The following is a 24,163-nucleotide window of genomic DNA, read 5'->3' as shown; positions in this document are numbered from 1 at the left end:
GAGAGAATCAATGATTCTCTCCTTTTATCAGTTTTCTCATATCCTGAGGCAGTGGAGCATGAAACGTCATGTTCTCCTGTGTCAGCGGATGGATAAATGAAAGATGCTCGCTGTGCAGAGCCTGCCGGCCAATTTCCTGTCTCGTTCCGCCGTACAGTGTATCGCCGCACAACGGGTGCCCGAGATAACTCATATGAACACGAATTTGATGGGTTCGTCCAGTCTCAAGCTGCAATGCCACCGAGGTCATGTCGTCATTTGCACATGTGACGTAAAAATGCGTAACAGCCTTCTGGCCGTCTGGCGTTACCGTCCGTTCAATAATACTGTCAGGATGTCTGCCAATCGGAGCATCGACTGTTCCCTCCATCTGTGCCATCCGCCCGTGAACCACTGCCGCATACCGGCGCTTCACAAGGCCGTTTTTTTGCGCAGACGATAAAATGGAGTGGGCAAATCGATGCTTGGCAACAAGCATGACACCTGATGTATCCCGGTCTAGCCGGGTGACAAGATGTACTGTCGCCCTCACTCCGGTTGTTTGATAATGATCAATAATTCCATTGGCAATGCTGCCGGAGGGGTGCTCTCTCGAAGGGATTGATGACACATACGGCTGCTTGTTTATCACAAGCACATGTTCATCCTCATAAAGGATATCGAGCGGAACAGGCTCTGCCAGCAGCGTCTCGCTCACCTGTTCCTCAGGAAACTTCACGATAAGAAGATCTCCCTCTTTCAAAACGTATTTGACCGTCACATGCTCACCGTTAATCTGCAGGTCTCCCCCGCCAAACTTAATATCGGTCAGCAGACGTTTCGAAATTCCCATTTCACCGGCATATTCTTTTACAGTCATCCCGTCCTCAGCGGAAGTAATGTTCTTTCTGATAAAAAAATGCTCCACGATATGTCCTCTTTCTATTCACCTTTTCCAATAAACGAATCCTGGACTCTTTTCCAAAATGGAAACGGACGGAATCTCGCAAACCGCACTTTTTCGGATGCAACTTGGCAGCGGATCGACTTTACATCCTTATGGAGAAGGGTTAAATGGTCAATCGTCACTTGAAAGTCAACTTCGTTTCTCGGCTTAATCATGCAATCATGATGGGATGGGAGAAGCAGAGGTGACCCGACCGTACGGAACACGCGGTTATTAATTGAAGCCATTTCCGCAAGCTGGATCGCCCTGATAGACGGATGGATAATCGCTCCGCCCAGCGCCTTATTGTAGGCTGTGCTGCCTGATGGAGTTGACAGGCAGAGGCCGTCGCCCCGGAAGGTTTCAAAGAGCTGCCCTTTGATTTCCACATCAGCAACAAGGCTTCCTTCGATGCTTTTAATCGTACATTCATTCAAAGCTAAGTATCTTTCTTCCCGCTCGTTTTCGTGATAGGTCACAATGACTTCGAGAAGCGGATATTCGACTGTATGATACGGCGTTTTCGCGATGGCAAGAACAAGTTTTTCAATTTCATGAGGAACCCAGTCGGCATAAAAACCCAGATGACCTGTGTGAACGCCGACAAATGCTGTTTTGTCCAAGCGGTCGCTGTATCTGTGAAAAGCATACAAAAGCGTTCCGTCGCCTCCGACTGAAATAACGATTTCCGGTTCATTTTCATCCAGTTCCATATCAAAATCCAATAAATACGCCTGTATTTTGCTTTTCAGCGTATCAGAAACTTGATCTCCTTTTGATGATACGGCAAATTTCATGCTCTTCTTCCCCTTTACCTATTGTTGCTCGCTTCCTTTTTTCTTTCTTGAAAAGGCAGCTTGAGCTTCCTGTACTTCACCCCTGATCTCCGACATCTCTTCATCAAGCCGGGAAGCCGCTTCAGAGGCGCGCTGAAGCCTTAGTTTTACTTTTTCAGGAATGTTTCCGCTGTATTTATAATTCAATGAATGCTCAATGGTCGCCCAAAAATTCATCGCCAGTGTACGGATCTGTATTTCCACGAGAACATGCTTTTCTCCGGATACCGTCTGCAAAGGGTACAGCACAACAAGATGGTATGACCGGTATCCGCTCTCTTTATGTTCCGCAATATAATCTCGCTGATCCACAACGGTGAAATCTTTTCTGGCAAAAAGCATCTCTTTTACGATTTGGATGTCATCGACAAATTGGCACATGATTCTAAGGCCAGCAATGTCCTGCATGGTTTCAATTTCATGCAGCGGTATGCTTTTCCGTCTCGCTTTTTCAAGTATGCTCGCCACAGGCTTGACGCGTCCGGTCACAAATTCGATCGGTGAATGGTCGTCCTCGTATTCATATAGTGTGCGGATCCCCTTGAGCTTCACTTTCAACTCTTCGACAGCCTGGCGGTACGGCACTAAAAAACGCTCCCATTGTTTGTCATCCATCATACATCCCCCAATTCCGAACCAGTTTCTATAAAAACACGCGTTTCACTTTTTCTTCCATTTCTTCTCCGTAGTTTGCATTATCCTTTATATTTTCTAAAAGATATTCCAGCTCCTCATGCAGGCCTGCCAGTTCAATTGTTTGGTCTCCTGCCTCTAAAACAACCGGTATTTTTTGTGCATGGGCCTGCTTCAGTTCCGGCCATACATGTTCCTTTATAATGACATATTCAAAAGAATCAGCTAATTCAAGTATGTATACAAAAGCAAAGTGGTCAGAATCAACAAGCATTTGACCTGACGGCTTACGTTCCGCTTCGTTTCCTTCTGTCTGACAGGCAAGGCGAAGCTGATCATCCGATAATGTTGCATTCAAAATTTCGATTCTGTTTTGCATAATGCTCTCCTTTTTTAAACAAAGTACAGATTCATTTTATCATATCGAGCTCGATATTGATAAACCTAACATCTAAAGAGATAATAGTAAAAATAAGATTTACAGGGCGGAAAGGAAGAGCATCATGAGCCAAGAAATTGAAATCGAATTTAAAAACATGCTGACCAAACAAGAATTCAAAAACATAGCAGCGGCACTCCAGCTGACAGAAAAAGATTTTACAGATCAAAAGAATCATTATTTTGATACAGACAGCTTCGCGCTGAAACAAAAACAAGCTGCGCTTCGTATCCGCAGAAAAAACGGAAAGTATGTCCTTACATTAAAGGAGCCTGCTGATGTGGGGCTTCTGGAAACGCACCAGCAGCTTTCAGAGGTATCAGATCTCGCTGGATTTTCAGTTCCCGAGGGCCCCGTGAAGGACCAGCTGCACAAGCTTCAGATCGATACGGATGCCATTCAATACTTTGGATCTTTAGCAACAAACCGTGCGGAAAAAGAAACAGAAAAAGGCTTAATAGTTTTAGACCACAGCCGATATTTAAATAAAGAGGACTTTGAAATTGAATTTGAGGCGGCGGATTGGCATGAGGGCAGACAAGCCTTCGAAAAGCTGCTTCAGCAATTCAGCATTCCTCAGCGCGAAACCAAAAATAAAATTCTGCGTTTTTATGAAGAAAAACGAAAGTCTATATAAGGTGGAATGACATCGTGAATGTAACGAATTGGGCAGCTTTACTTCAGCTTCAGGCACTACAGTCCATATCTAATGCACGCAGCAGCACGGACACTCAGAATACGGAAAGCCCGCTTTCAAGTTTCAGTTCTTTGCTCAGCCAATATACAAACGGTCTGACATCTCAGCAATCAGCACCTTCTTCATCGCCAAGCCCGCTCAGCATGCTGAACAGCGCGAATACAACAGCGCCGTCACTGCTTTCAGCGTATGGGCTTAACTCATATACGAGCAGCAATTCAGGTTCAATCACAAAAGCGGCAGAAAGCACTGAAACAGCTGCTGCAGATTCAGCTTCAAACAAACATGAAGCAAATCAGATCAGTTCGGGAGACTTCTCTATTGACAGTGCGATTAAAAAAGCCGCTGATAAATATGGCGTTGATGAAAAACTGATCCGCGCCGTCATCAAACAGGAATCAGGCTTTAATGCAAAAGCGGTCAGCGGAGCAGGTGCGATGGGCCTCATGCAGCTGATGCCGTCAACAGCAAGCTCACTTGGCGTTTCCAATCCGCTTGATCCGCAGCAAAATGTGGAGGGCGGAACGAAATATTTAAAACAAATGCTGGATAAATACGACGGCAATGTGTCTATGGCATTAGCGGCTTACAACGCCGGACCGGGGAATGTTGACCGATACGGAGGCATTCCTCCTTTCCAAGAAACGCAAAACTATGTAAAAAAAATAACTTCAGCTTATTACGCGTAACCAGAGGTGCTCTTTCCCTCTGGTTTTTTTGCGGAGTGAAATCTTACGCATTCCTGATTTTTATGTGATATGATATGAAATACAAACCCCGGCTGTCAGCCGAAATGAGTCATCAAACGCATAAAAGGCAGTTTGTTTGTAGAAATGATGCCTTGTTGCTAAAATAAATCTAGATGAAACAATGAAATACAGAAAATTACTTTTTGCAATAGGATTTATGATTCCTATTAGCCATATTTAAAGGAGTAGTCAACATGGGACAATCGTTTAACGCACCTTATGAAGCGATTGGAGAGGAACTTCTATCGCAACTTGTTGATACTTTTTATGAGCGTGTCGCGTCTCATCCTTTGCTGAAGCCGATTTTTCCAAGCGATTTGACAGAAACCGCCAGGAAACAGAAGCAATTCTTAACTCAGTATTTAGGCGGGCCTCCGCTTTATACTGAGGAGCACGGCCATCCTATGCTCAGAGCAAGGCATCTTCCCTTTCCAATTACAAACGAGAGAGCTGATGCGTGGCTCAGCTGTATGAAGGACGCAATGGACCATGTAGGGCTGGAGGGCGAAATTCGTGAGTTTTTGTTTGGCCGGCTGGAGTTGACAGCAAGGCATATGGTGAATCAAACGGAAGCGGAGGATCGATCATCTTGACAAACTATCAGCATGAGCTATACTTCGCCCATTGCCACGGTCATCCAAAAAAGCCGCTTGAAATTTATATGTTTGTAGACCCTTTATGTCCAGAATGCTGGTCCTTAGAGCCCGTCATCAAAAAGCTAAAAATCAGATACGGACGTTTTTTCACCTTACGCATTATCGCTTCCGCAAGCCTTACCGCTTTAAATAAAAAGCGAAAAAAGCATCTTCTCGCAGAAGCATGGGAAAAGATCGCGAGCCGCTCTGGCATGTCATGTGACGGCAATGTCTGGTTCGAACAGGATCAGCCGCTTTCATCGCCTTATATGGCTGCTCTCGCTTTTAAAGCAGCCGAATTGCAAGGACGAAAAGCCGGCATGCAATTTCTCAGAAATATGCAGGAGAGCCTATTTGTTTCAAAGAAAAATATTACGGATGAAAACGTGCTTTTGGAGATTGCTGAAAATACAAGTCTCGATCTTGAAGAATTCAAAAAAGATCTGCATTCTCAAAGCGCGGTCAAGGCGCTTCAATGTGACATGAAAATTGCTGCTGAGATGGATGTTTCTGTTAATCCGACACTGACGTTTTTTAATACGCAGCATGAGGATGAAGGGCTTAAAGTTCCTGGCAGCTACTCATATGATGTATATGAAGAAATTTTATTTGAGATGCTTGGCGACGAGCCGAAGCCGTCGGAAACACCGCCTTTAGAATGTTTTATTGAATATTTCCGCTTCGTTGCCTCGAAGGAAATTGCTCTTGTATATGACCTGAGCCTTGAAGAGGTAGAAAAAGAAATGAAAAAACTGGCGTTTGCTAAAAAGGTTGCCAAAGTGGAAGCCAAACACGGAATGTTTTGGAAGTCTCTCAGCACTTATTCTGATGAATATCAATCATGTGAAAAATAGCCGCAGGCGTGCATATGCTTGAGGCTGTTTTTTTATGCCGTAACCAAACGTACGTTCCATTTTTAGCACTAAAGAAACCGCGCCGGGATAAGCGCGGTTTCATATGTCTTAACGACAACAAAGGGGATGGGAGAAATTTTTCACGGTCAAACAAAGGGGTAATGTTTGTTTGTGATCAATTTCACATCCTTATGATAACAAAAGATGTCGACTTTTGACAACCTCTATGCTTAATGTTCATATTTTTGTCACAAAACATAACGAAGTGCATTCACTCATATCCTTATAAGGAAAAAGGACGAGGAGGACCGCCATGATGTCTACTTTGATCTCAATTGTGTGCATTGCTGTTTTTTTCTGCTTGAATATCTTAGGCATGATGCATATGCTGCCGCTTTATATTACCTCTCCTCTGCTGTTTCTGTCTATTTTGTTTACCCTCTACCGCTTGAATCACCGGAAAACCTTTAAAGGGTTTTAAAAAAGCCTGTGCGTCATTTCCGCACAGGCTTACTTTTTTAAGACTGCTTGACTTTCATCAGCAGCTCTTCCATTTCATCAAGTTTTTCTTCAAACATTTTGCACGCGGCTTCGATTGGCTCTGGAGACGTCATATCAACACCCGCTTTTTTCAGGACATCAATCGGGTATTGTGAGCTTCCCGCTTTCAGGAAGTCAATATAACGGTCAACCGCCGGCTTTCCTTCCTTCAAAATCTGGCTGCTTAATGCTTGGGCAGCGCTGTACCCTGTCGCATACTGATACACATAGTAATTGTAATAGAAGTGCGGAATACGCGACCATTCAAGGCCGATTTCCTTATCAATCACCATGCCGTCTCCAAAATACTTTTTATTCAGGTCGTAATAGACATTTGTCAGAAGCTCAGGTGTAAGCGGCTCGCCTTCTTGCGCCTTTGTATGAATCAGATGTTCAAATTCAGCGAACATCGTTTGTCTGAAGACCGTTCCCCTAAAGCCCTCAAGCATATGGTTGAGAATATATAAGCGCTGTTTTTCATCCTCTAAATTGTTCAGCAAATATTCGCCAAGGAGCGCTTCATTTGTCGTAGAGGCAACTTCCGCGACAAAGATGCTGTAATTGCCGTATGGATAAGGCTGGTGCTTTCTCGTATAGTAGCTGTGTACGGAATGTCCAAACTCGTGCACGAGCGTAAAGAGATTATTGACGTTATTATGCCAGTTCATCAAAATATACGGATTCGTGCCGTAAGCTCCTGATGAATAAGCCCCATTGCGTTTGCCTTTATTTTCGTAAACGTCCACCCAGCGGTTTTCCAGTCCTTCTTTTAGGATAGAGGCATATTCTTCCCCTAAAGGTGCGAGGCCTTTCAGCATGTAATCTTTGGCTTCCTCGTATGTCACCTTCATCCCCGCATCTTTCACAAGCGGTGTATACAGGTCATAGATATGCACTTCATCAAGCTCAAGCACTTTCTTTCTTAGCGCAATATAGCGGTGCAGGAGCGGCAAATGCTTATTAATCGTCTTAACAAGGTTATCGTATACTTCCTCAGGAATACTGTTGTTAGAAAGCGCAGCCTCACGCGCGGACTTGTACTTTTTCACTCTCGCGTAGAAGTTGTCCTTTTTCACAGTGCCGCTTAGCGTCGTGGCCATTGTGTTTTTATATTGTCCGTACGTTTTATACACTGCGTCAAACGCATTTTTGCGGACTTCACGGTTTTCACTTTCCAAGAAATTAATAAAGTTGCCGTGAGTGATCTGTTTTTCATTCCCATCTTCGTCTTTAATGGACGGAAACGTTATATCTGCGTTATTTAACACGCTGAATGTATTTGAAGATGACCCCAGTACCTCGGAGGCTTCAGCAAGCAGTGCCTCTTCCTTCTCGCTCAGCACATGCGGACGTTCCTTTGTAATCTCCTCAATCGCATGAGAGTACAGTTTCAATTCTTCTTTTTCAAGAATGAACTGCTGCAGTTTGTCTTCTTCTATGGATAAAATCTCCGGAACCAAATAAGCTGTCGCGCTTGCGGCCTGTGTATACAGGTTTCCCGCCTTGTCATTCAGCCCCTGGTAAAAGGAGTTCCCAGTATCCTGGTCTGAGCGCATATGCGCATATGTGTACAGCCTACCCAGCCGCTCCATCACTTTATCTTGATACGTAAGAGCCTCGTATAAATGATCAGCTGAATCTGCCAGCTTTCCTTTATACTTAGATAAATTCGGAATTAATTCTTTTACAGCTTGAAATTCTTTATTCCAGGCCTCATCACTAGGAAAAATATCCTCAAGTCTCCATGTGTCTTCTGCCTTTACCTCACTTCTGTCAGGCAGTTGGTTTGCTTTTTTTTCCTCAGCCATGGTGATCCCCCTCGTCTTCTTTGATTCAAGCCAATTGAAAAAACAGCTGTTTCTCAATAAACTTGTGTTGTGAATATCTTCCGGTTTTTCACTGCCTTTTGTCAAATCATATGCAGTAATGAAGAGAACGAATGCCAAAAAAGCAGTAAAAACACGAAAAACCTTTCCTTTTGTGCCTTTCACAGCCTGCCCACCACCTTTGTCTTAGGGTGAGCCAAATAAGACAAACTCATTCTATAAAACAGCTGCGGTCTCTTTCTATGAGATCCTGCATGGAGTGTATGCCGCCTGCAGGCTGATTCAGCACATATACTTCTTTCTGAGTCTCCCTTAAAAATCCCTTCTTGCACAAAAAATCAATATACTGTTTAACCGCTTCTGAAAGACACTCTTCGCTGCATTCGAACCTGAGTGCAATGTTCTTATTATGAATGTGCAGTTTGCACTGCTGCAAAACGGCTGAAAAACGAATTGGCGCACGTTTATCTCCAAGATCCGTCATAAACAAATAAAGAAACCCCTGCCACACAAAAACCGGACTCTTAAAAACTGCCCCTTTTCTAACAGGAACAAACACTTCAGTCGGCAGAAAAGAAAAAGATGTCTGCCGCTTCTCATAAAACATCTGCCTAAGGCGATTTGTTTCCTTAGAGTTAAACCGATGGGGTTTATGGCGAAAACGGTGAATCGCTTTCGTCCAGCCTGAATATTGAATTGAGGGTTTCGGTTCAGTGAAAAAAAGATCGCCTGCACCTGCACGATGGATAGGGATCGTTTGGACTGAGGAATAAGAATGGTTTGTGTAGAATGGAATGATGTGGCTGAGCCGGAGAAAAGAACGCCTTTCAGGACAATAACATATCAGTTCTCTGTATGGACTTGCATTGATAAACTGCCAATGAAAAGCTGAAAGCTGATAAAAGGACGAAGCAGTCCGTTTTAAGCGGCTGTATCCCATAATCCACTGCGGGATGATTCCTTCTTGTTTGAAGCCCTCTGTCCGCTTTTGAAAGACATCTGGAGCGATATTGGCGCATTGATATTCAACAGCAAGCATATGCTCCTTGATTCTTGCCATGACGTCCGGTCTTTGGTTGATTGTCCTTATATACGGCTCCAATATTGGTGAAGCCCGTTGTGTTTTCAGCCATACATACAGCTGTCTTTTTCCTTCTAAGTGGTAGGCGCTTTCCGGTTCGATGTCTATGGAGCAGGATTTGTTCTGTTTATGGGCAAAATGCGGCGCTTTTTGAAGTCCGAGCTTCACAGCTAGCTCTCCCCCGCATACCGGACAGAAGAACCGTCTCTGCTTTAATTTCTGGTTTTGCTGAGCGCCTAGAAGGTGAAACATTTGGCCGTCTTCAGTCACAGCACTAAACAATTGTCATCTCTCCTTTCCAGATGAAGTATACTTTCTGGAAAAGATGATCAACTCCTGTTCGCTGTATTTTCCGCTTATCTATATGTTTTTGATTTTTCACATCTCTAAAATGGCATTTTCGTGCATAAAAAAAACCGATTTCCGGAAGGAAATCGGTTTGCTATGATGCAAAGTGTTTTTTTATCGTTTCTAGAGCATGCTCTGAAATAATCAGCTTGCCGTACTCTTCAAGACGGTGTATGCTGATTGAGGATTCATTTGCGTACTCCAGCAGGATGCTTAGCTGATTTTCAACCTCTTCATCAGTCATATTGCAAAAATCTACATATAAATAATATCGGTTCTCAAACGAATATAAAGTCGTTTTGCTTCCGTTAACGTTCAAATTAGATAGAGAAATAACATCCTCAAAATCGCCAAATCGCAAGACAAATTGAAGCTTTTGCTCCTTCTCTTCCTGATTGACGGCTTGCTCTTCTTTCTGGAAATCATCCAGCAAGGCGTCAAGATCCTCAGATGCTGGTTCTTGCTTTTTATCCTCAGGAATCGGCAGTTCGAGCTTTTGTCCGTCTTTGGAAAGCTGGGCTTTTGTGACGATGATTTCTAATCCTTTGTCCAGTGCCTGAACTTGAATCCAAAGTGGGCCTTCCACAGCGAATTCCTCTTCTTCATGAACTTCATCCATGACTTCCCAGAAAAGTTCTTCACTGCGCTCACGGTTATACCAAATTTCTTCTCTGTCAAAACCGCGATCTTCAATATCTCCGTAAGACATATAAAATTTTACTGTATGCTCGTTAATTCTTTCAATTTCCATTTGCCAACCTTCCCTTCTATATAAGATGTTGAAGGGACATCTAAGCTCCCGATTAATTGTACTTTACTACACTTTACCCATTCCGTCCACATCTTAACCTTAACCAAGGCCAGTGTGAATTCCTTTGTATTTCTATTTTATGATAAAACAGTCACAAAAGAAATAAAAATGCACCTTTGCCTAAAAAACGGCAGATCAGGCGGCTGATATCATAAAATATGACCTGTCTCATATAGTAGTAGTACAAGCGAAGGACTGAAAGCGAGGTGCCGCTTCATGGAGCATGACTATCTGATTTCTCTGCTTGTCATTGTTGGGATTGACCTGATCCTCGGCGGAGATAACGCGGTTGTTATTGCCATGGCCAGCAGACATTTGCCGGACAAGCAAAGACAGCAAGCCATTATTCTCGGAACATTTATTGCCGTTGCTATGAGAATCGGATTAACAAGTGCAGCAGTATATCTTTTGAACATTCCGTTCTTGCAGTGCGCCGGCGGAATTTTCCTGCTGTATTTAGGATATCAGCTGCTGATTGAAAAAAAAGACACGAAACACATTAAAAGCAGCACCTCCCTGTGGAGAGCGATACGAACGATTGTGCTTGCAGATCTCTTTATGTCGCTGGACAACGTCATCGCAGTTGCGGGAGCATCACACGGTGAGTTTTCTCTCGTTGTTATAGGTTTGTGTGTATCGGTTCCGGTTATTATTTGGGGCAGCAAACTCATCCATATTGCACTAGAGAAAATACCGCTTCTGATTTACGCGGGAAGCGGGCTGCTTGCTTATACTGGCGGAGAAATGATTGTCAGAGACAAAAAGCTGTCGCTTTTTATGGCGCAGCACGGCACAGTCAAAACGCTCCTCCCCATTTTGACGGTTGCGTTTGTCATCCTTGCGAGCATTTATTACCAGCAGGTTGAAAAATAAAAGAAGGCTGATGACTCAGCCTTCTTTTGATGATACGATCTATTAGTTTGCCAAACGCTGTGCTTCTCTTAATTGGAAAGAGCGAACTTTTCTTGGCAGGAAACGTCTGATTTCGTCTTCGTTATATCCGACCTGCAAACGTTTTTCGTCAATGATGATCGGACGGCGAAGCAACCCTGGATGCTCGTTGATCAAGCGGTACAAATCTTGCAGCGGCATAGATTCAACGTTCACATTCAGTTTTTGGAATACTTTTGAACGGGTTGAGATGATTTCATCTGTTCCATCCTCAGTCATTCGAAGAATTTGTTTTATTTCATCAATTGATAAAGGTTCAGAGAAAATGTTTCTTTCTACAAATGGAATATCGTGCTCCTCGAGCCACGCTCTCGCCTTTCTGCATGAAGTACAGCTTGGTGATGTGTATAGTGTAACCATTCATCTTCACTCCTCTAATTAGTAGGATGAACATCTATTTTATTCTTAAATTGAAATTACTCTAAAAAAGGAATCTTTACAGGTATTATACTATAAAAAAGTAAGTGTGAACAGTATCCTAAGAAAAAAATGTGTCAATCCAGCAAATTTTTAATGTTCATGATATGTTCTAATTCTCAATTAGCTTAACTGATCGAAAATATTTTTTTGTTTTTCTTCATCAATGAGTTTTAGGACTTCATCCGTTTTTTCGTACGATTCCCCGTACCATTTCTCGTCTTTATAAGTATGAATGTTTTCATATGTCTGTTTCATGGCTTCAAGAATTTCTTCTTCTGATTCTGTTTTTGGTGACCAGTACAGAATCTCCATCTTGTTTACTTCATTCGTAGCCAATGACCGGCGCCGGTACCCAATTGACTGAGCATGCTTGAAATGCTCTCTTTGATAAAACCTCAGGCGTTTTTCTGTATCAGTATCATCTTCATCCACAGGTTCCACCTCGAGCAATATGGGCTTATTTTTCTTTTTCAGCTTCGCGATCAATTTGCCGCCAAGCCCCTGCCCTCTTGCATCCTTAGACACATACAGATAATCAACGAAGATAAAAGAATCGAATTCCGCAAACATTAAAATATGATGTTTGCCTTCATCTTTATGATAAATATCGCTTCGCTCTTTCAGAAGAGCTTCCATATGCGCTTTTGATTTCATTTCTTCAATTGGAAAGTACTCGCTAAGCTTTTCATACCAGTTCATTGATTTGCTCCTTATGAGTTCGTTGTCTTCATACTTTTAGATATACCCCATTTCTTCTTGTTTAAACAGCCTTACATCTATAAAGACGTGCGAACTTCCGCCATGGTTTCATTTTTTTTCAGCAAAAACGGAGCCAGCTGCTCCGTTCATTTTGAATTGTTTCTCATTGAACTCGATTTTCTCGCCTGTAATGAACCAGACGGGGCTGCGCCAGTGCAATCAGAAATGTCATGATATATAATGCAGCAGCCGCGATAAAAGCTATTTTCGCACCAGCAGCATCAGCCACTAGCCCCATAATGGAGTAGGTGACGCCTGACCAAGGAGTCAAAATCGCATTTTTTGCAGCCATGATTCCGATTCGTTTCTGCTCGGGAATAACCTCCTGCAGCATGGTTTCCTGGCAAATATCACGCACCTGATAAAAAGGCCCCATTGCAGCACAAGCCAGAGCGCATAAAAATGGGACTGGAGAAAATGAAAACAAAAGGGTCAGCGCCGACATTACAAGCGAGCTGAACATAATGGCATAGCCCATATTCCGCTCAAAAAAAGAAGAAAAACGAATGGCAATCACACTGCCGACAATTGCGCCTATAAAATAGGAAGCGTTAAACATCCCCCACCACACCTCTGTTTCATGCAATACAGCCGCAGTAAATGCGAGGAGAATAGCAGATGACCATACGGAACCCGCCAAAGCTTCTATCATGTCCATTACAGTAATGTCTCTTACAATAGGGATGATCATTAAATCCTTCCATATACTTCTGACAGATGCTGTTTCAGCAGTTCCTGCATCCTCTTCTTCATTAACATGCAGCACACTGATGGAAGCTCCCGATAGAACAAACAGGCAAATGGCAGCGCCGACAACGAGTTCAAAAGGGATGGCGTACGTCAGAAGGCCTCCAAGGCCCCAGCCTGCTGTTAAGAACAATTGATTCGAGAGGGAGATCACACCATTCGCTTTTACATATTGCTTCTTTGGAACAATAATCGGCAGCAGCGCAAATCTTGCCGGCTGAAAAAAAGCGCCCGCGAAGGAAAAACAAAACACAAACAGCAGCGTAATCCAAAAGAATGCCTGTCCGTGATGAGTGACGCTGTATGCCATCAGGATTGTAAAGACCGCTCTCAGCAGATTCGCTCCCGCAAGCACCTTTTTAAAACCGAGAATGCGAAGCACCGGAGAGACGCAAAAGCTTGCTGCTATACTCGCAAACGACATGAACGATAAAATAAGGCCTGCCAAAAAAACGGAGTCAGTCATTTGATAGACCCGGACCATTAAAACGATTGTGACGAGGACTCCTGCTAAAGATTGAAAAGATTGAGACAGCAATAGCGCAAAAACATTTTTGTTATGCAGAAATTGAATCGTATTTCGCCTCCGCTTTTTCCCTCTAATTGTAAATGTTATCATTCTCACTTTCTATGAGGACGCAAAAAAATCCTTCAAGAGATTCTCTTGAAGGATTGATGAATCATGAAAAAGCTTTAAATTCGGCTTCCGTGCACATCACAAAATGTCCCGGTTTGACTTCACGGAATTCCATCGTTTCCCCATCCTTTAATTGATGGACAGACGGATCATATTTCTGGCGAACGCGATTTCTCTCATAGTCCGGATCAGGAAGCGGAATCGCAGAAAGCAATGATTTTGTATATGGGTGAAGCGGATTTTCATAAAGCTCATCTGCCGGCGCAAGCTCAACCAGTTTCCCGAAATACATGACGCCAATGCGGTCACTGATGTATTTGACCATCGATAAATCGTGGGCAATAAACAGGTATGTGAGCCCTTTTTCTTTTTGCAGTTCTTTCATTAAATTCACGACCTGCGCTTGAATGGATACATCCAAAGCGGAAATCGGCTCATCCGCGATAATGAATTCCGGATCAACAGCAAGCGCTCTGGCAATCCCGATTCTTTGGCGCTGGCCGCCGGAAAATTCATGAGGATAGCGGTTCGCGTGTTCCTTGTTCAATCCCACTGTTTCCAATAGTTCATGGACCCTCTGCATCCGCTCTTTTTTCGTTTTCGCCAGCTTATGAATATCAAGGCCTTCAGCAATAATATCAGCAACTGTCATTCTCGGATTCAGGGATGCATATGGGTCTTGGAAAATCATCTGCATTTTGCGGTTGAATTCCAGCAGCTTTTTCCGCGATTTTCTCCCGTGCACATTTTCGCCGTTGAACAGCACCTCACCATCGGTTGCTTCGTACAGCCGGATAATGCTTCGGCCTGTTGTCGATTTACCGCAGCCTGATTCACCAACCAGCCCTAATGTTTCACCTTTATAGATATCAAATGATAAATCATCTACAGCCTTGACCGTTCCCCTTGGTGTGACAAAGTGCTGTTTTAAATGTTTGATTTCTAATAATTTTTCAGTCAATTCATTCACCTTCTCTCACTAAGACAGGTTTTTCATACGTATTTGCCAGTTTACGCATTTTCGCTTTTACCGCTTCAGGCGGCTCTACCTTTGGCGCGTCAGGATGAAGCAGCCACGATTTTACATAATGAGTATCGGATACCTTAAACATTGGCGGCTCCTGTTCAAAATCGATTTTCATCGCGTAAGAGCTCCGCAGGGCAAAAGCATCTCCTTTTGGCGGGTTTGTCAAATCAGGCGGCGTGCCCGGAATGGCAGTCAGCTCTTCCTCTCCTGAACTTTCCAGTGTCGGCATGGATGCAAGAAGCCCCCAAGTGTACGGATGTCTCGGATCGTAGAAGATTTCGTCTACCGTACCGGTTTCTACAATCTGTCCCGCGTACATGACAGCGACCCGGTCAGCAACGTTAGCCACAACACCAAGATCGTGTGTGATAAAGATGATGGACGTGTCAATTTTCTTTTGCAAATCCTTCATTAATTCCAAAATTTGCGCTTGAATCGTTACATCAAGAGCAGTTGTCGGCTCATCGGCGATCAGAAGTTTCGGATTCGCTGCAAGCGCCATGGCAATGACAACCCGCTGCCTCATACCGCCTGAAAATTCGTGCGGAAATTGGTTCACCCGCTTTTCCGGCATTGGGATACCGACTAATTCCAGCAGTTCAACCGCGCGTTTTTTAGCCGCTTCCTTCGAGATCTTTTCGTGTTTAAAAAGCACTTCCGTAATTTGTTTACCGACCTTCATCGTTGGATTTAAAGAGGTCATCGGATCTTGGAATATCATGCCGATCTCTTTTCCCCGGACATTTTGCATTTCTTTTTCGGACAGCGGCACCAGATCCTTTCCTTCAAACAGGATCTCACCGCGTTTGAAATAACCCGGAGGCATTGGAATCAGCTTCATAATCGCTTGAGAGGTTACACTTTTTCCGGAACCTGATTCTCCAACAATGGCCAGCGTCTCCCCTTTATCCAGATGGAAATTCACTCCGCGGATCGCCTGGACCTCTCCGCCATATGTTTTAAATGAAATTGCTAAATCTTTTACTTCTAATAGGCGTGTCACCCGTATCACTCCCTTATTTACGTAACTTAGGATCCAATGCGTCTCTTAATCCGTCGCCGACAACGTTAAAGCCAAACATTGTAATGCAGATAAATCCGGCAGGGAAGAATAAACGCCACGGATAATAGGTCAATGCAGGCAATCCGTCAGAAGCCATCGTTCCCCAGCTTGCCAGCGGAGCCGGAACACCAAGTCCCAAATAGCTTAAAAAGGCTTCTGTGAAAATTGCAGTAGGAACTGTCAGTGTCATCGTGACCAAAATAGAACCCATTGCGTTTGGCACGATATGTTTAAACAAAAGACGGGATGTTTTTGCACCCAGTGTCTGTGAAGCAAGCACATACTCCTGATTCTTCAGCTGCAGCACTTGTCCGCGCACGATTCTGGCCATATTAATCCAGCCTGTAATCGTCATGGCAATAATAATCGTAAATAGACCTTTCGGAAGAACAACCATCAGTAAGATAACCATTAATAATGAAGGAACTGCCCAAAGGATATCAGCGATACGCATCATGATTTCGTCCGTTCTGCCTCCGCGGAAGCCTGAAATGCTCCCCCAAATAACGCCGATCAGCAAATCGAGAACAGCAGCTGCAACACCGATAAAGATTGAGATACGCGCCCCTACCCATGTACGGACGAAAATGTCCCGTCCAAGATCATCTGTTCCGAACCAGTGATCTTTTGAAGGCGGCTTATCCGCATTTAAGAGATTAGTAGTTGAATAATCATACCTTGAGAACATCGGCGCAAAAATTGCCATAAGGATAATAAGTACGATAATGATAAGCCCGACCATTGCAAGCTTATTGCTGCGGAAGCGAAGCATCGCATCTTTCCAGAGGGAAAGGCTCTTTTTACTTATTTTTTCTGCATCGCCGGCATTCGCTGCGGCTGGTTCAAACATGTTTTTTGGAATGTTCTGCATGGCCTAGGCTCCTTTCTTTGCTTTGGAAAGCTTGATTCTTGGATCAATAATGCCGTATAACACATCTACGATTAATACACACAATAGCAGGATGACACTGAAGAACACCGTTACACCCATAATGACCGTATAATCACGGTTTGTAATACTGTTGACGAAGTGTGCACCAAGCCCCGGGATCCCAAAAATGGTTTCAATAATGAAGCTCCCCGTTAAGACCTGTGCGGCCATCGGGCCCATATATGTAACAACCGGCAAAAGCGCGTTTCGAATGGCGTGCCGCACTGTAACCGCTGGACGAGACAGCCCTTTCGCTTTCGCTGTGCGGATATAATCACTGTTTAACACTTCGATCATGCTTGAACGGGAAAGTCTGGCAATAAACGCCATCGGCATGGAAGCAAGTGCGATTGAAGGCAAAAAGGTGTATGCCCAGGAATCCCACCCCGCGACCGGAAACAGCCCAAGCTTCATGGAGAACACATATTGCAGAACAGCCGCCATGATAAAGCTCGGAACCGAAATACCAAATATCGTTAAAATCGCGACGGTATAATCCTGCCACTTATTATGGTAAAGAGCTGCAATGACTCCAAACAATACACCTAATGCTAAAGCGAGGAGAATAGCTTCTGCTCCAAGAGTAAATGAAACGGGGAAACCTGAACTGATCAGGTCGTTAACACTCTGACCTTTATATTTAAATGACGGTCCGAAATCCCACATTGCAACTGATTTCAAATAACTGACATATTGTACAAACAGCGGCTTGTCCAAGCCATAGTGCGTATTTAAGTTTGCTTCAATTTCAGGCGGAAGCTTTTTCTCACCTGAAAATGGCCCGCCCGGTGCTGCTTGCATTAAGAAGAATGTCACAGTTACAATCACAAATAGTGTGATAATCATATAGACTAAGCGTCTTCCGATATATTTTAGCAAGGGGGAACACCTCCATGGTTTTTACTTTTTTATATTCCTCAGTAAGAAAGGTATATGGGAAATAGGTCCCCATATACCTTGAGGTTATTGTTTTCACAAATAAGACTTATTGAAAGTACGCGTTTCTGAAGTAAATTTCTCCAGTTCCAGTAATAATAGTTCCTTTCAGATTTTCGTCTTGTACCCAAGGAATCGTATAAAAATAAATTGGAGCTACCGGCATTTCATCAATGAAAATACCTTCCGCTTTTTTCAGCAGCTCTGCACGTTTGTTTTGATCTGTTTCAGTTTGTGACTGATTCAGCAATTTTTTGAATTCTGGGTTTTCCCAGCCTGTATCGTTATTTCCTCCGTCTTTGTCACGGAACAATTCTAGGAAGTTGATAGGATCATTGAAGTCCCCAAGCCAGCCCATACGGCCGATTTGATAATCTTGGCTGTGGAGCTTATCAATATAGACATTCCATTCTGAGTTATCAAGCTCAACATCAACGCCTAAATTTTTCTTCCACATTTCTTGTACAGCTTGAGCGATTTTCGCATGTGCATCATCAGTGTTATAAGACAATTTGATTTTCGGAAGGTCAGATGCCTTGCTTAAGCCCATTTCTTTTAGGCCTTTTTCAAGGTATTCTTTTGCCGTTTTAACATCGTTGTCTTTGTAGTAGCCTTCTTTGTTATCCTCAAATCCCTTCATTGTCGGCGGCACCGCAGCCATAGCCGGGATTTGTTCACCTTGCGTAATGTTTTTAACAATCGATTGACGGTCAATCGCATAAGATAATGCTTTACGGATATTGACGTTGTCTAACGGCTTAGCTTCAGTGTTGAATTTGTACCAATACACACCTGCCATCGGCTCAACATGTAAAGAACCGTCTTTTTTCAAGGAAGGGAGAGATTCTGTCGGAAGCTGCCCGAGCGGCAAACCGGCCCAATCAAGTTCGCCAGCTTGGAATTTTTTTAGTTCCGTATTGTTATTGTTGATCATAAACATATCGATTTTCTTCAGTTTGACTTTGTCTTTATCCCAATACTGGTCATTTTTTTCGAGAGTAATAGAACCGCTGTGTTTCCATGCCGTCATTTTGAACGGCCCGTTTGATACATAATCATCTCCGGCATTTGTATTCCACTTTTTATTTTTCTCTGCAATTTTCTTATTGATCGGCATATACGTATAGAACGCAGTTAATTCAGTGAAATATGGAGTCGGGTTATTTAATTCAACCTTCAGCGTTTTGTCATTCACAGCTTTTACTGCCACATCGTCTAGGCTGCCTTTTCCGGTATTCGCCGCTTCAGCACCTTTTATGTAGTAGAGCTGGTAAGCGTATTGTGATTCGTTATTAGGGTCAAGCGCCCATTTCCAAGCATATTCAAAATCTTGTGCAGTTACAGGGTCTCCATTAGACCATTTCACACCATCACGAATGGTAAATGTATATGTCTTTCCGTCCTTGCTCGTTTCAATTTTAGAAGCCATGCCTTCTTCAGGCTCACCATCTGCATTGATACGTGTCAATCCTTCAAAAGTCTGACGGATAACACCGCCTGATACTGAATCATTTGCCAATCCCGGATGTAAGGAGAACGGCTCAGTTTTAATATTAATGTTAAGTGTCGTCTTTCCTTTACTGTCCTTTTTCCCTTCACCGTTTGATCCGCTGCCGCCAAAGCCGCACGCGCTCAGCACGAGAGTAAAAATGAGCATCAACGTGACAATCGACCAACGTTTTTTCATATTCGCAAACCCCCTAATAATAATTTTCAGCTCCTTACGGCTAAATCCTCAGAAATATCAGACAAATGAACCTGAGTTTCCACAACTTTTATTCTGTTCCGTCTTTTCTGATTATTTTTGTAAAAAAGCTGTAACAATAGAGTGAACAAGTTCATTATAATGAAACAAATAATTTATTGCAATATTATTTTATCAATTTAAAATATTTAAACTTCGTTAGTTTTTCTTCCATGAACATAATATCCTTCTACCATTTAAAGCATAAATTGATTAAAAACTTTTTCATGTGTTTTCTGCCCATATTGCTTTTTACATATAATATCTGCCTGTTTTTACGCTGATAGCAGTTATCATTTAAGGATTTTACAGCACTCGTGTTATTTATATTATTACAATTTTACTGGAAAAAAGAATGTTTTTTCATGATGACAATTGGTTATAATTGATTTATAATGAAGCAATCAAAAGAAAAGCTTGCTATGAAAAAGAGTAGTACACGTTTCACCTGTTTGAAGAGAGTCTGCGGTGCTGGGAGCAGATAACGGGCAATGTGGAATGGACTTTGGAGCAGCTGACCGAACTGGAAAAAAGTAGGCTCAGCCGGAGCAGTCTCCGTTACAAACGTCAGAGTGATTCCATTTTAATGGAATAATCAGGGTGGTACCACGGTTCATTCGTCCCTTTTTTACAGGGGAAGAATGAGCCTTTTTTATTATGTTTTAAGAAATGAGGTTGATGTTTTCATGAAACAAACGATTTTTTCAGGTATTCAGCCAAGCGGCTCAGTGACGCTCGGCAACTATATCGGTGCAATGAAGCAGTTTGTCGAACTGCAGCATGATTATAACAGCTATTTTTGCATCGTCGATCAGCATGCGATAACTGTTCCTCAAGATCGGCTTGAGCTTAGAAAGAATATCCGCAATCTCGCGGCGCTTTACTTAGCTGTCGGACTTGATCCAGAAAAAGCAACATTGTTTATTCAGTCAGAGGTCCCCGCGCATGCGCAGGCCGGATGGATGATGCAGTGTGTCGCCTATATCGGCGAGCTTGAGCGGATGACTCAATTTAAGGACAAATCCAAAGGCAATGAAGCTGTCGTCTCCGGCCTGTTAACATATCCGCCGCTGATGGCCGCTGATATTCTGCTGTACGGAACGGATCTTGTGCCTGTCGGCGAGGATCAAAAGCAGCACCTTGAGCTGACGCGGAATCTTGCAGAACGCTTCAACAAAAAATACAACGACATCTTTACGATTCCGGAAGTGAAAATTCCAAAAGTCGGTGCACGTATCATGTCTCTGAATGATCCGCTGAAGAAAATGAGCAAATCTGATCCGAATCAGAAAGCTTATATTACCCTGCTGGATGAACCGAAGCTTCTTGAAAAGAAAATTAAAAGCGCTGTGACGGATTCTGAAGGCATTGTGAAATTTGACAAGGAAAACAAACCGGGCGTTTCCAACCTTCTTACAATTTATTCAATCCTCGGCAATACGACAATTGAAGAGCTTGAAGCAAAGTACGAAGGAAAAGGCTACGGCGAGTTTAAAGGTGATTTGGCAGAAGTCGTGGTGAACGCATTAAAACCGATCCAGGACCGCTATTTTGAGCTGGTAGAATCTGAAGAATTAGACCGGATTCTTGATGAAGGCGCGGAACGAGCGAACCGGACAGCAAACAAAATGCTGAAAAAAATGGAGAATGCCATGGGTCTTGGAAGAAAAAGACGCTAATCAAAAAACCGCTCTTTGCAAAGAGCGGTTTTTTTTAGTTGACCTTTGATTCGTTTTCCATTTCCCATAGCTTTTCGAAAAAAGGCTGTCCTTTTATTAGGTTTTCGCAAAAAGCTAGGTGCTTGTCCGACCAGCCTTCAATTGTTTCGTTATACAGCATGTCCCAAATCTCTTCAAAGCTCATCCTTTTGATTTGTTCATACATATGCGGATTCCACTCTGTGTACCAGTAGCCAATTTCCGCCCGGTTTTTCAGCCCTTTCAATTGGTCAAGCGCCATAAACATCAGCTGCTTGATTTGCCGTTCTTTTCTTGTCAGTCCTCTGACATGTTCTGGTGCTAATGATAAGATGTGATATTCCTTAGAGGATTCCAGCTTCTTTGGCTCAAATTCATATGTTTCAGGCTCTACATCTTTTACCATTTCATAAACGAGCTGCTCCTGTCTTGGGATCAGACGGCTTTTTCTGACAGGGATCGTGTAGCCGATCGTGTCGACAGCTAAAATGCCGATTCCGTCTGTTACGACAAAACAATACTCAAGCTTTGTCCGCTCATGATTTTTCCGAATGTACGATTTCTGATGTACGTCTTCAAGCAAACCTTCCGGAAGCTCTGACAAATCGTTTTCTATGTAATGAAACAGTACTGACGGCACCCTTAACAGCGGCACCTGATCCAAAAGCTCAACCGTATCTTCCTTGCGCCATTCGTGAAAGTGGCATACATTGTAGCCATTTTCTTCCCCTTCAAACCAATTGACCCACACATCATGAAGAAATAACATCTCTAACCCCTCACTTTTATAAAAACTGTTGTCCACAGTATAGGCAAGGGATAGAGAAATTATTCCAAAGAGATTGAGGAAATCTGGAATCATTGGGTTTATGTAAGAATCATAAAAAGCAGATCTCTTTGTATATTTTCTGACAAAAGGAGACCTGCTTTTTTTCTGATTTGGTGATATTTTATCACAGATATTATTTTCATTTTTATTTAATATTTTTCGGGTCAAGCGCATCCCGCAGGCCATCACCGACAAAGTTGAAGCATAAAACGGTCATTAAAATAAATAGCCCGGGAAATAACGGGTACCACCATGCTTGAATCATTAATGTAAAGTTTTGAGCATCCTGAAGCATGTTTCCCCAGCTAGCAATTGGCGGCTGGATACCGAAACCCAAATAGCTTAGCGTTGATTCAGCTAGAATGACACTGCCTACTTTTAGAGTAGCGGAAACAATAATTGGCCCAATACAATTCGGCAATATATGCGAAAAAATAATTTTGTGATTTTTTGTGCCTATTGTTTTAGCAGCCAATACAAATTCCCTTGACCGTAGGGATAGAAACTCGCCTCTGACTAGTCTCGCTGTTGTAGTCCAGCCCGTCAGAGAAAAAATCAAAATTAACTTATCCATTCCCGGTTGAAAAATTGTAACTAAGGTAATAAGCAGAAAAATATCCGGAATAGATAAAACTACGTCGACAGCCCTCATCAATACAGCATCTACTATTCCTCTAAAGTATCCTGCTAAGGCTCCAACAACCGTACCAATTGTAATCGCACCAATTACGGAAGCAAAACCAACTAATAAAGACACACGGGCACCATATAACACCCTTGTAAATATATCGCGCCCAAACTTATCCGTCCCCATTAGATTTTGAGCGCTTGGCGGCTTCAGTTTGTTTAAAAGAGATTGACTCTCAGGCGAGTAAGGCGCAATAAAAGGAGCAAAGACCGCCATTAAGATGATAACTGTTAAAATTATACCCCCAACAACAGCAAGCCTATTTTTGAAAAATTTCTCAAAAAAGATCCTAGTCATTGTTTCTGGTTTTTTTCTAATATTTTCTTTTAGCTTTACCTCATTAGAGGGAGCCGCAGTGTTTGGATGTGTCATGTGTGCCACCCCCTTTTAATATTCAATTCTCGGATCAACTAATGCATACAAAATATCTGCAATCAAGTTCCCCAGTACAACCAAAACAGCAGAAATCACAGTCATGGCCATAATAACCGGATAATCTCGAGAGAATGCCGAATCAATAAATAACTTCCCTAATCCCGGCCAAGTAAAAATCTGTTCAACTACTACAGCACCGCCAATAAATGATGGAATCATCAATCCGAAAATTGTAATAACAGGAAGCAGGCCATTTCTCAAACCATGTTTAAAAATCACTTTATTTTCTTTGAATCCTTTGGCTCGAGCTGTTCTTATATAATCTTGCTTTAATACATCAAGCATACTTGATCTTGTATAACGAGTAATACCTGCCATATCCGCAGTTGCTAAAACAAACGCAGGTAAAATTAAATGATGGAGCCTATCAAAAATGTTAAAGTCAGCGTTTAAAGTGCCGACACCTCCCGTAGGAAACCAACCGAGATTTACGGAAAGAACCATAATAAGAATTAATCCGAACCAGAAATTTGGTATTGCCAGCCCCAAAAATGACGTGACGGTTATACCATAGTCAAGCTTAGAATAAGGGCGTTTTGCAGAAAGAACACCGAAAGGAATTGAAATCAGAAGAGCAACAAGAGTTGAAAAAACCATAAGCACCAGAGTATTTGGCAAACGTGAAAGGATTAGATCGGAAACTGGTGTCCCCTTTTTCACAATAGATGTCCCAAAGTCGCCTTGGAGCATGTTCCCAAGCCATTTTAAGTACTGAACAGGTTCTGGATCATTGAGCCCGTACTTTTCAATAAATTTGGCTCTGTCAGCTTGGCTGATTGTCGGATCCATCATAAGTGACATCGGATCACCTGGCGCCGCTTTCATTATCGCAAATGATAAAATTGTAATGCCCAAAAGAATTGGCAGAGACATTAATGTTCGACGAACAATATATGTAACCATATTCTTGTCCCCTTTTCTAAAA

General features: G+C 42.8%; 27 protein-coding genes and 1 other annotated feature. Of the genes, 8 read left to right on the top strand and 19 right to left on the bottom strand.

What is annotated here, in order from left to right; genetic code table 11:
• Positions 1-7 precede the first annotated feature (7 nt).
• The 4 genes from NSQ83_RS06495 to NSQ83_RS06480 are packed head-to-tail and all read right to left on the bottom strand — an operon-like array spanning position 8 to position 2,773.
• Complete coding sequence (locus NSQ83_RS06495; protein WP_033883581.1) at positions 8-907, bottom strand: RluA family pseudouridine synthase; 900 nt, start codon at positions 905-907, stop codon at positions 8-10.
• 14 nt (positions 908-921) lie between these two features.
• Positions 922-1,722: an NAD kinase gene (locus NSQ83_RS06490; RefSeq protein ID WP_003232918.1), complete on the bottom strand. Its 801-nt coding sequence runs from the start codon at positions 1,720-1,722 to the stop codon at positions 922-924.
• Positions 1,723-1,740: 18 nt separating this feature from the next.
• Positions 1,741-2,376: a GTP diphosphokinase gene (gene yjbM / locus NSQ83_RS06485; RefSeq protein ID WP_003245294.1), complete on the bottom strand. Its 636-nt coding sequence runs from the start codon at positions 2,374-2,376 to the stop codon at positions 1,741-1,743.
• Positions 2,377-2,404: 28 nt separating this feature from the next.
• Positions 2,405-2,773 (bottom strand): hypothetical protein, encoded by a 369-nt coding sequence (locus NSQ83_RS06480; RefSeq protein WP_003232922.1) that lies wholly within the window; start codon positions 2,771-2,773, stop codon positions 2,405-2,407.
• A 124-nt stretch (positions 2,774-2,897) separates the two neighbouring features.
• Here NSQ83_RS06480 and NSQ83_RS06475 point away from each other — a divergent pair, with 124 nt between their 5' ends.
• From NSQ83_RS06475 to NSQ83_RS06455, 5 genes are all read left to right on the top strand, one after another.
• Positions 2,898-3,470: a CYTH domain-containing protein gene (locus tag NSQ83_RS06475; protein WP_069703692.1), complete on the top strand. Its 573-nt coding sequence runs from the start codon at positions 2,898-2,900 to the stop codon at positions 3,468-3,470.
• Between the two features lie 14 nt (positions 3,471-3,484).
• Complete coding sequence (cwlQ, locus tag NSQ83_RS06470; protein ID WP_249678509.1) at positions 3,485-4,219, top strand: bifunctional muramidase/murein lytic transglycosylase; 735 nt, start codon at positions 3,485-3,487, stop codon at positions 4,217-4,219.
• 254 nt (positions 4,220-4,473) lie between these two features.
• Positions 4,474-4,872: a group 2 truncated hemoglobin YjbI gene (locus tag NSQ83_RS06465; RefSeq protein WP_003232928.1), complete on the top strand. Its 399-nt coding sequence runs from the start codon at positions 4,474-4,476 to the stop codon at positions 4,870-4,872.
• Positions 4,869-5,768, top strand: coding sequence for a protease adaptor protein SpxH (gene spxH / locus NSQ83_RS06460; protein ID WP_003245184.1), 900 nt, complete (start codon positions 4,869-4,871; stop codon positions 5,766-5,768). The genes NSQ83_RS06465 and spxH overlap by 4 nt, the downstream gene beginning before the upstream one ends.
• A 313-nt stretch (positions 5,769-6,081) precedes the next feature.
• Positions 6,082-6,249, top strand: coding sequence for a hypothetical protein (locus NSQ83_RS06455; protein ID WP_003244944.1), 168 nt, complete (start codon positions 6,082-6,084; stop codon positions 6,247-6,249).
• A 37-nt stretch (positions 6,250-6,286) separates the two neighbouring features.
• On the opposite strand, the gene pepF is transcribed toward NSQ83_RS06455, so the two are convergent.
• Both pepF and coiA read right to left on the bottom strand, forming a co-directional pair.
• Positions 6,287-8,116: an oligoendopeptidase F gene (gene pepF, locus NSQ83_RS06450; protein WP_003245178.1), complete on the bottom strand. Its 1,830-nt coding sequence runs from the start codon at positions 8,114-8,116 to the stop codon at positions 6,287-6,289.
• 229 nt (positions 8,117-8,345) lie between these two features.
• Positions 8,346-9,497, bottom strand: coding sequence for a competence protein CoiA (gene coiA, locus NSQ83_RS06445; RefSeq protein ID WP_088467623.1), 1,152 nt, complete (start codon positions 9,495-9,497; stop codon positions 8,346-8,348).
• A gap of 43 nt (positions 9,498-9,540) precedes the next feature.
• Here coiA and NSQ83_RS06440 point away from each other — a divergent pair, with 43 nt between their 5' ends.
• A complete protein-coding gene (locus NSQ83_RS06440) occupies positions 9,541-9,663 on the top strand; it encodes a hypothetical protein (RefSeq protein WP_122060507.1) in 123 nt (40 codons plus the stop codon).
• Here NSQ83_RS06440 and mecA read toward each other — a convergent pair.
• Together mecA and NSQ83_RS06430 are read right to left on the bottom strand one after the other, a co-directional pair.
• On the bottom strand, positions 9,658-10,314 hold the full coding sequence (mecA, locus tag NSQ83_RS06435; protein WP_003232942.1) for an adaptor protein MecA: 657 nt from the start codon (positions 10,312-10,314) through the stop codon (positions 9,658-9,660). The two genes, NSQ83_RS06440 and mecA, sit on opposite strands and share 6 nt — an antisense overlap.
• The gene (locus NSQ83_RS06430; protein WP_119122854.1) at positions 10,281-10,421 is read right to left on the bottom strand and encodes a hypothetical protein; all 141 of its coding nucleotides are present in this window, start codon (positions 10,419-10,421) and stop codon (positions 10,281-10,283) included. The genes mecA and NSQ83_RS06430 overlap by 34 nt, the downstream gene beginning before the upstream one ends.
• 169 nt (positions 10,422-10,590) lie before the next feature.
• Between NSQ83_RS06430 and NSQ83_RS06425 the strand changes: the two genes are divergently transcribed.
• The gene (locus tag NSQ83_RS06425) at positions 10,591-11,247 is read left to right on the top strand and encodes a TerC family protein (RefSeq protein ID WP_339239082.1); all 657 of its coding nucleotides are present in this window, start codon (positions 10,591-10,593) and stop codon (positions 11,245-11,247) included.
• A gap of 42 nt (positions 11,248-11,289) precedes the next feature.
• On the opposite strand, the gene spx is transcribed toward NSQ83_RS06425, so the two are convergent.
• From spx to oppA, 8 genes are all read right to left on the bottom strand, one after another.
• Positions 11,290-11,685: a transcriptional regulator Spx gene (spx, locus tag NSQ83_RS06420; RefSeq protein WP_014476435.1), complete on the bottom strand. Its 396-nt coding sequence runs from the start codon at positions 11,683-11,685 to the stop codon at positions 11,290-11,292.
• 180 nt (positions 11,686-11,865) lie between these two features.
• Positions 11,866-12,444, bottom strand: a complete 579-nt coding sequence (locus tag NSQ83_RS06415; protein ID WP_003224597.1) for a GNAT family N-acetyltransferase — start codon at positions 12,442-12,444, stop codon at positions 11,866-11,868.
• 163 nt (positions 12,445-12,607) lie between these two features.
• Positions 12,608-13,825, bottom strand: coding sequence for an MFS transporter (locus NSQ83_RS06410; RefSeq protein WP_088467689.1), 1,218 nt, complete (start codon positions 13,823-13,825; stop codon positions 12,608-12,610).
• Between the two features lie 106 nt (positions 13,826-13,931).
• Positions 13,932-14,849: an oligopeptide ABC transporter ATP-binding protein OppF gene (gene oppF / locus NSQ83_RS06405; protein WP_003245567.1), complete on the bottom strand. Its 918-nt coding sequence runs from the start codon at positions 14,847-14,849 to the stop codon at positions 13,932-13,934.
• 1 nt (position 14,850) lies between these two features.
• A complete protein-coding gene (gene oppD, locus NSQ83_RS06400; protein WP_077670618.1) occupies positions 14,851-15,927 on the bottom strand; it encodes an oligopeptide ABC transporter ATP-binding protein OppD in 1,077 nt (358 codons plus the stop codon).
• Positions 15,928-15,931: 4 nt separating this feature from the next.
• The gene (gene oppC / locus NSQ83_RS06395) at positions 15,932-16,849 is read right to left on the bottom strand and encodes an oligopeptide ABC transporter permease OppC (protein WP_003232954.1); all 918 of its coding nucleotides are present in this window, start codon (positions 16,847-16,849) and stop codon (positions 15,932-15,934) included.
• 3 nt (positions 16,850-16,852) lie between these two features.
• Positions 16,853-17,788, bottom strand: a complete 936-nt coding sequence (gene oppB / locus NSQ83_RS06390) for an oligopeptide ABC transporter permease OppB (protein WP_048654864.1) — start codon at positions 17,786-17,788, stop codon at positions 16,853-16,855.
• A gap of 106 nt (positions 17,789-17,894) precedes the next feature.
• Positions 17,895-19,532, bottom strand: coding sequence for an oligopeptide ABC transporter substrate-binding protein OppA (gene oppA / locus NSQ83_RS06385; RefSeq protein ID WP_048654863.1), 1,638 nt, complete (start codon positions 19,530-19,532; stop codon positions 17,895-17,897).
• A gap of 470 nt (positions 19,533-20,002) precedes the next feature.
• Positions 20,003-20,217 (top strand) — a binding site (T-box leader).
• A 58-nt stretch (positions 20,218-20,275) separates the two neighbouring features.
• Between oppA and trpS the strand changes: the two genes are divergently transcribed.
• A complete protein-coding gene (gene trpS / locus NSQ83_RS06380; protein WP_198878864.1) occupies positions 20,276-21,268 on the top strand; it encodes a tryptophan--tRNA ligase in 993 nt (330 codons plus the stop codon).
• A gap of 34 nt (positions 21,269-21,302) precedes the next feature.
• On the opposite strand, the gene NSQ83_RS06375 is transcribed toward trpS, so the two are convergent.
• The 3 genes from NSQ83_RS06375 to NSQ83_RS06365 all read right to left on the bottom strand — a co-directional run bounded on the left by NSQ83_RS06375 (position 21,303) and on the right by NSQ83_RS06365 (position 24,141).
• Positions 21,303-22,055 carry a YjbA family protein gene (locus NSQ83_RS06375; RefSeq protein ID WP_167408052.1) on the bottom strand — a complete coding sequence of 251 codons (753 nt, stop codon included), beginning with the start codon at positions 22,053-22,055 and terminating at the stop codon, positions 21,303-21,305.
• 205 nt (positions 22,056-22,260) lie between these two features.
• Positions 22,261-23,175 carry an oligopeptide ABC transporter permease gene (gene opp4C, locus NSQ83_RS06370; RefSeq protein ID WP_046160281.1) on the bottom strand — a complete coding sequence of 305 codons (915 nt, stop codon included), beginning with the start codon at positions 23,173-23,175 and terminating at the stop codon, positions 22,261-22,263.
• 15 nt (positions 23,176-23,190) lie between these two features.
• Positions 23,191-24,141, bottom strand: coding sequence for an ABC transporter permease (locus NSQ83_RS06365; RefSeq protein ID WP_015252362.1), 951 nt, complete (start codon positions 24,139-24,141; stop codon positions 23,191-23,193).
• Positions 24,142-24,163: the final 22 nt, after the last annotated feature.

Source organism: Bacillus sp. PS217 (assembly GCF_037963535.1).
Classification (GTDB): Bacteria; Bacillota; Bacilli; order Bacillales; family Bacillaceae; genus Bacillus; species Bacillus subtilis.
This window is presented reverse-complemented; position numbering and strand designations above follow the sequence as displayed.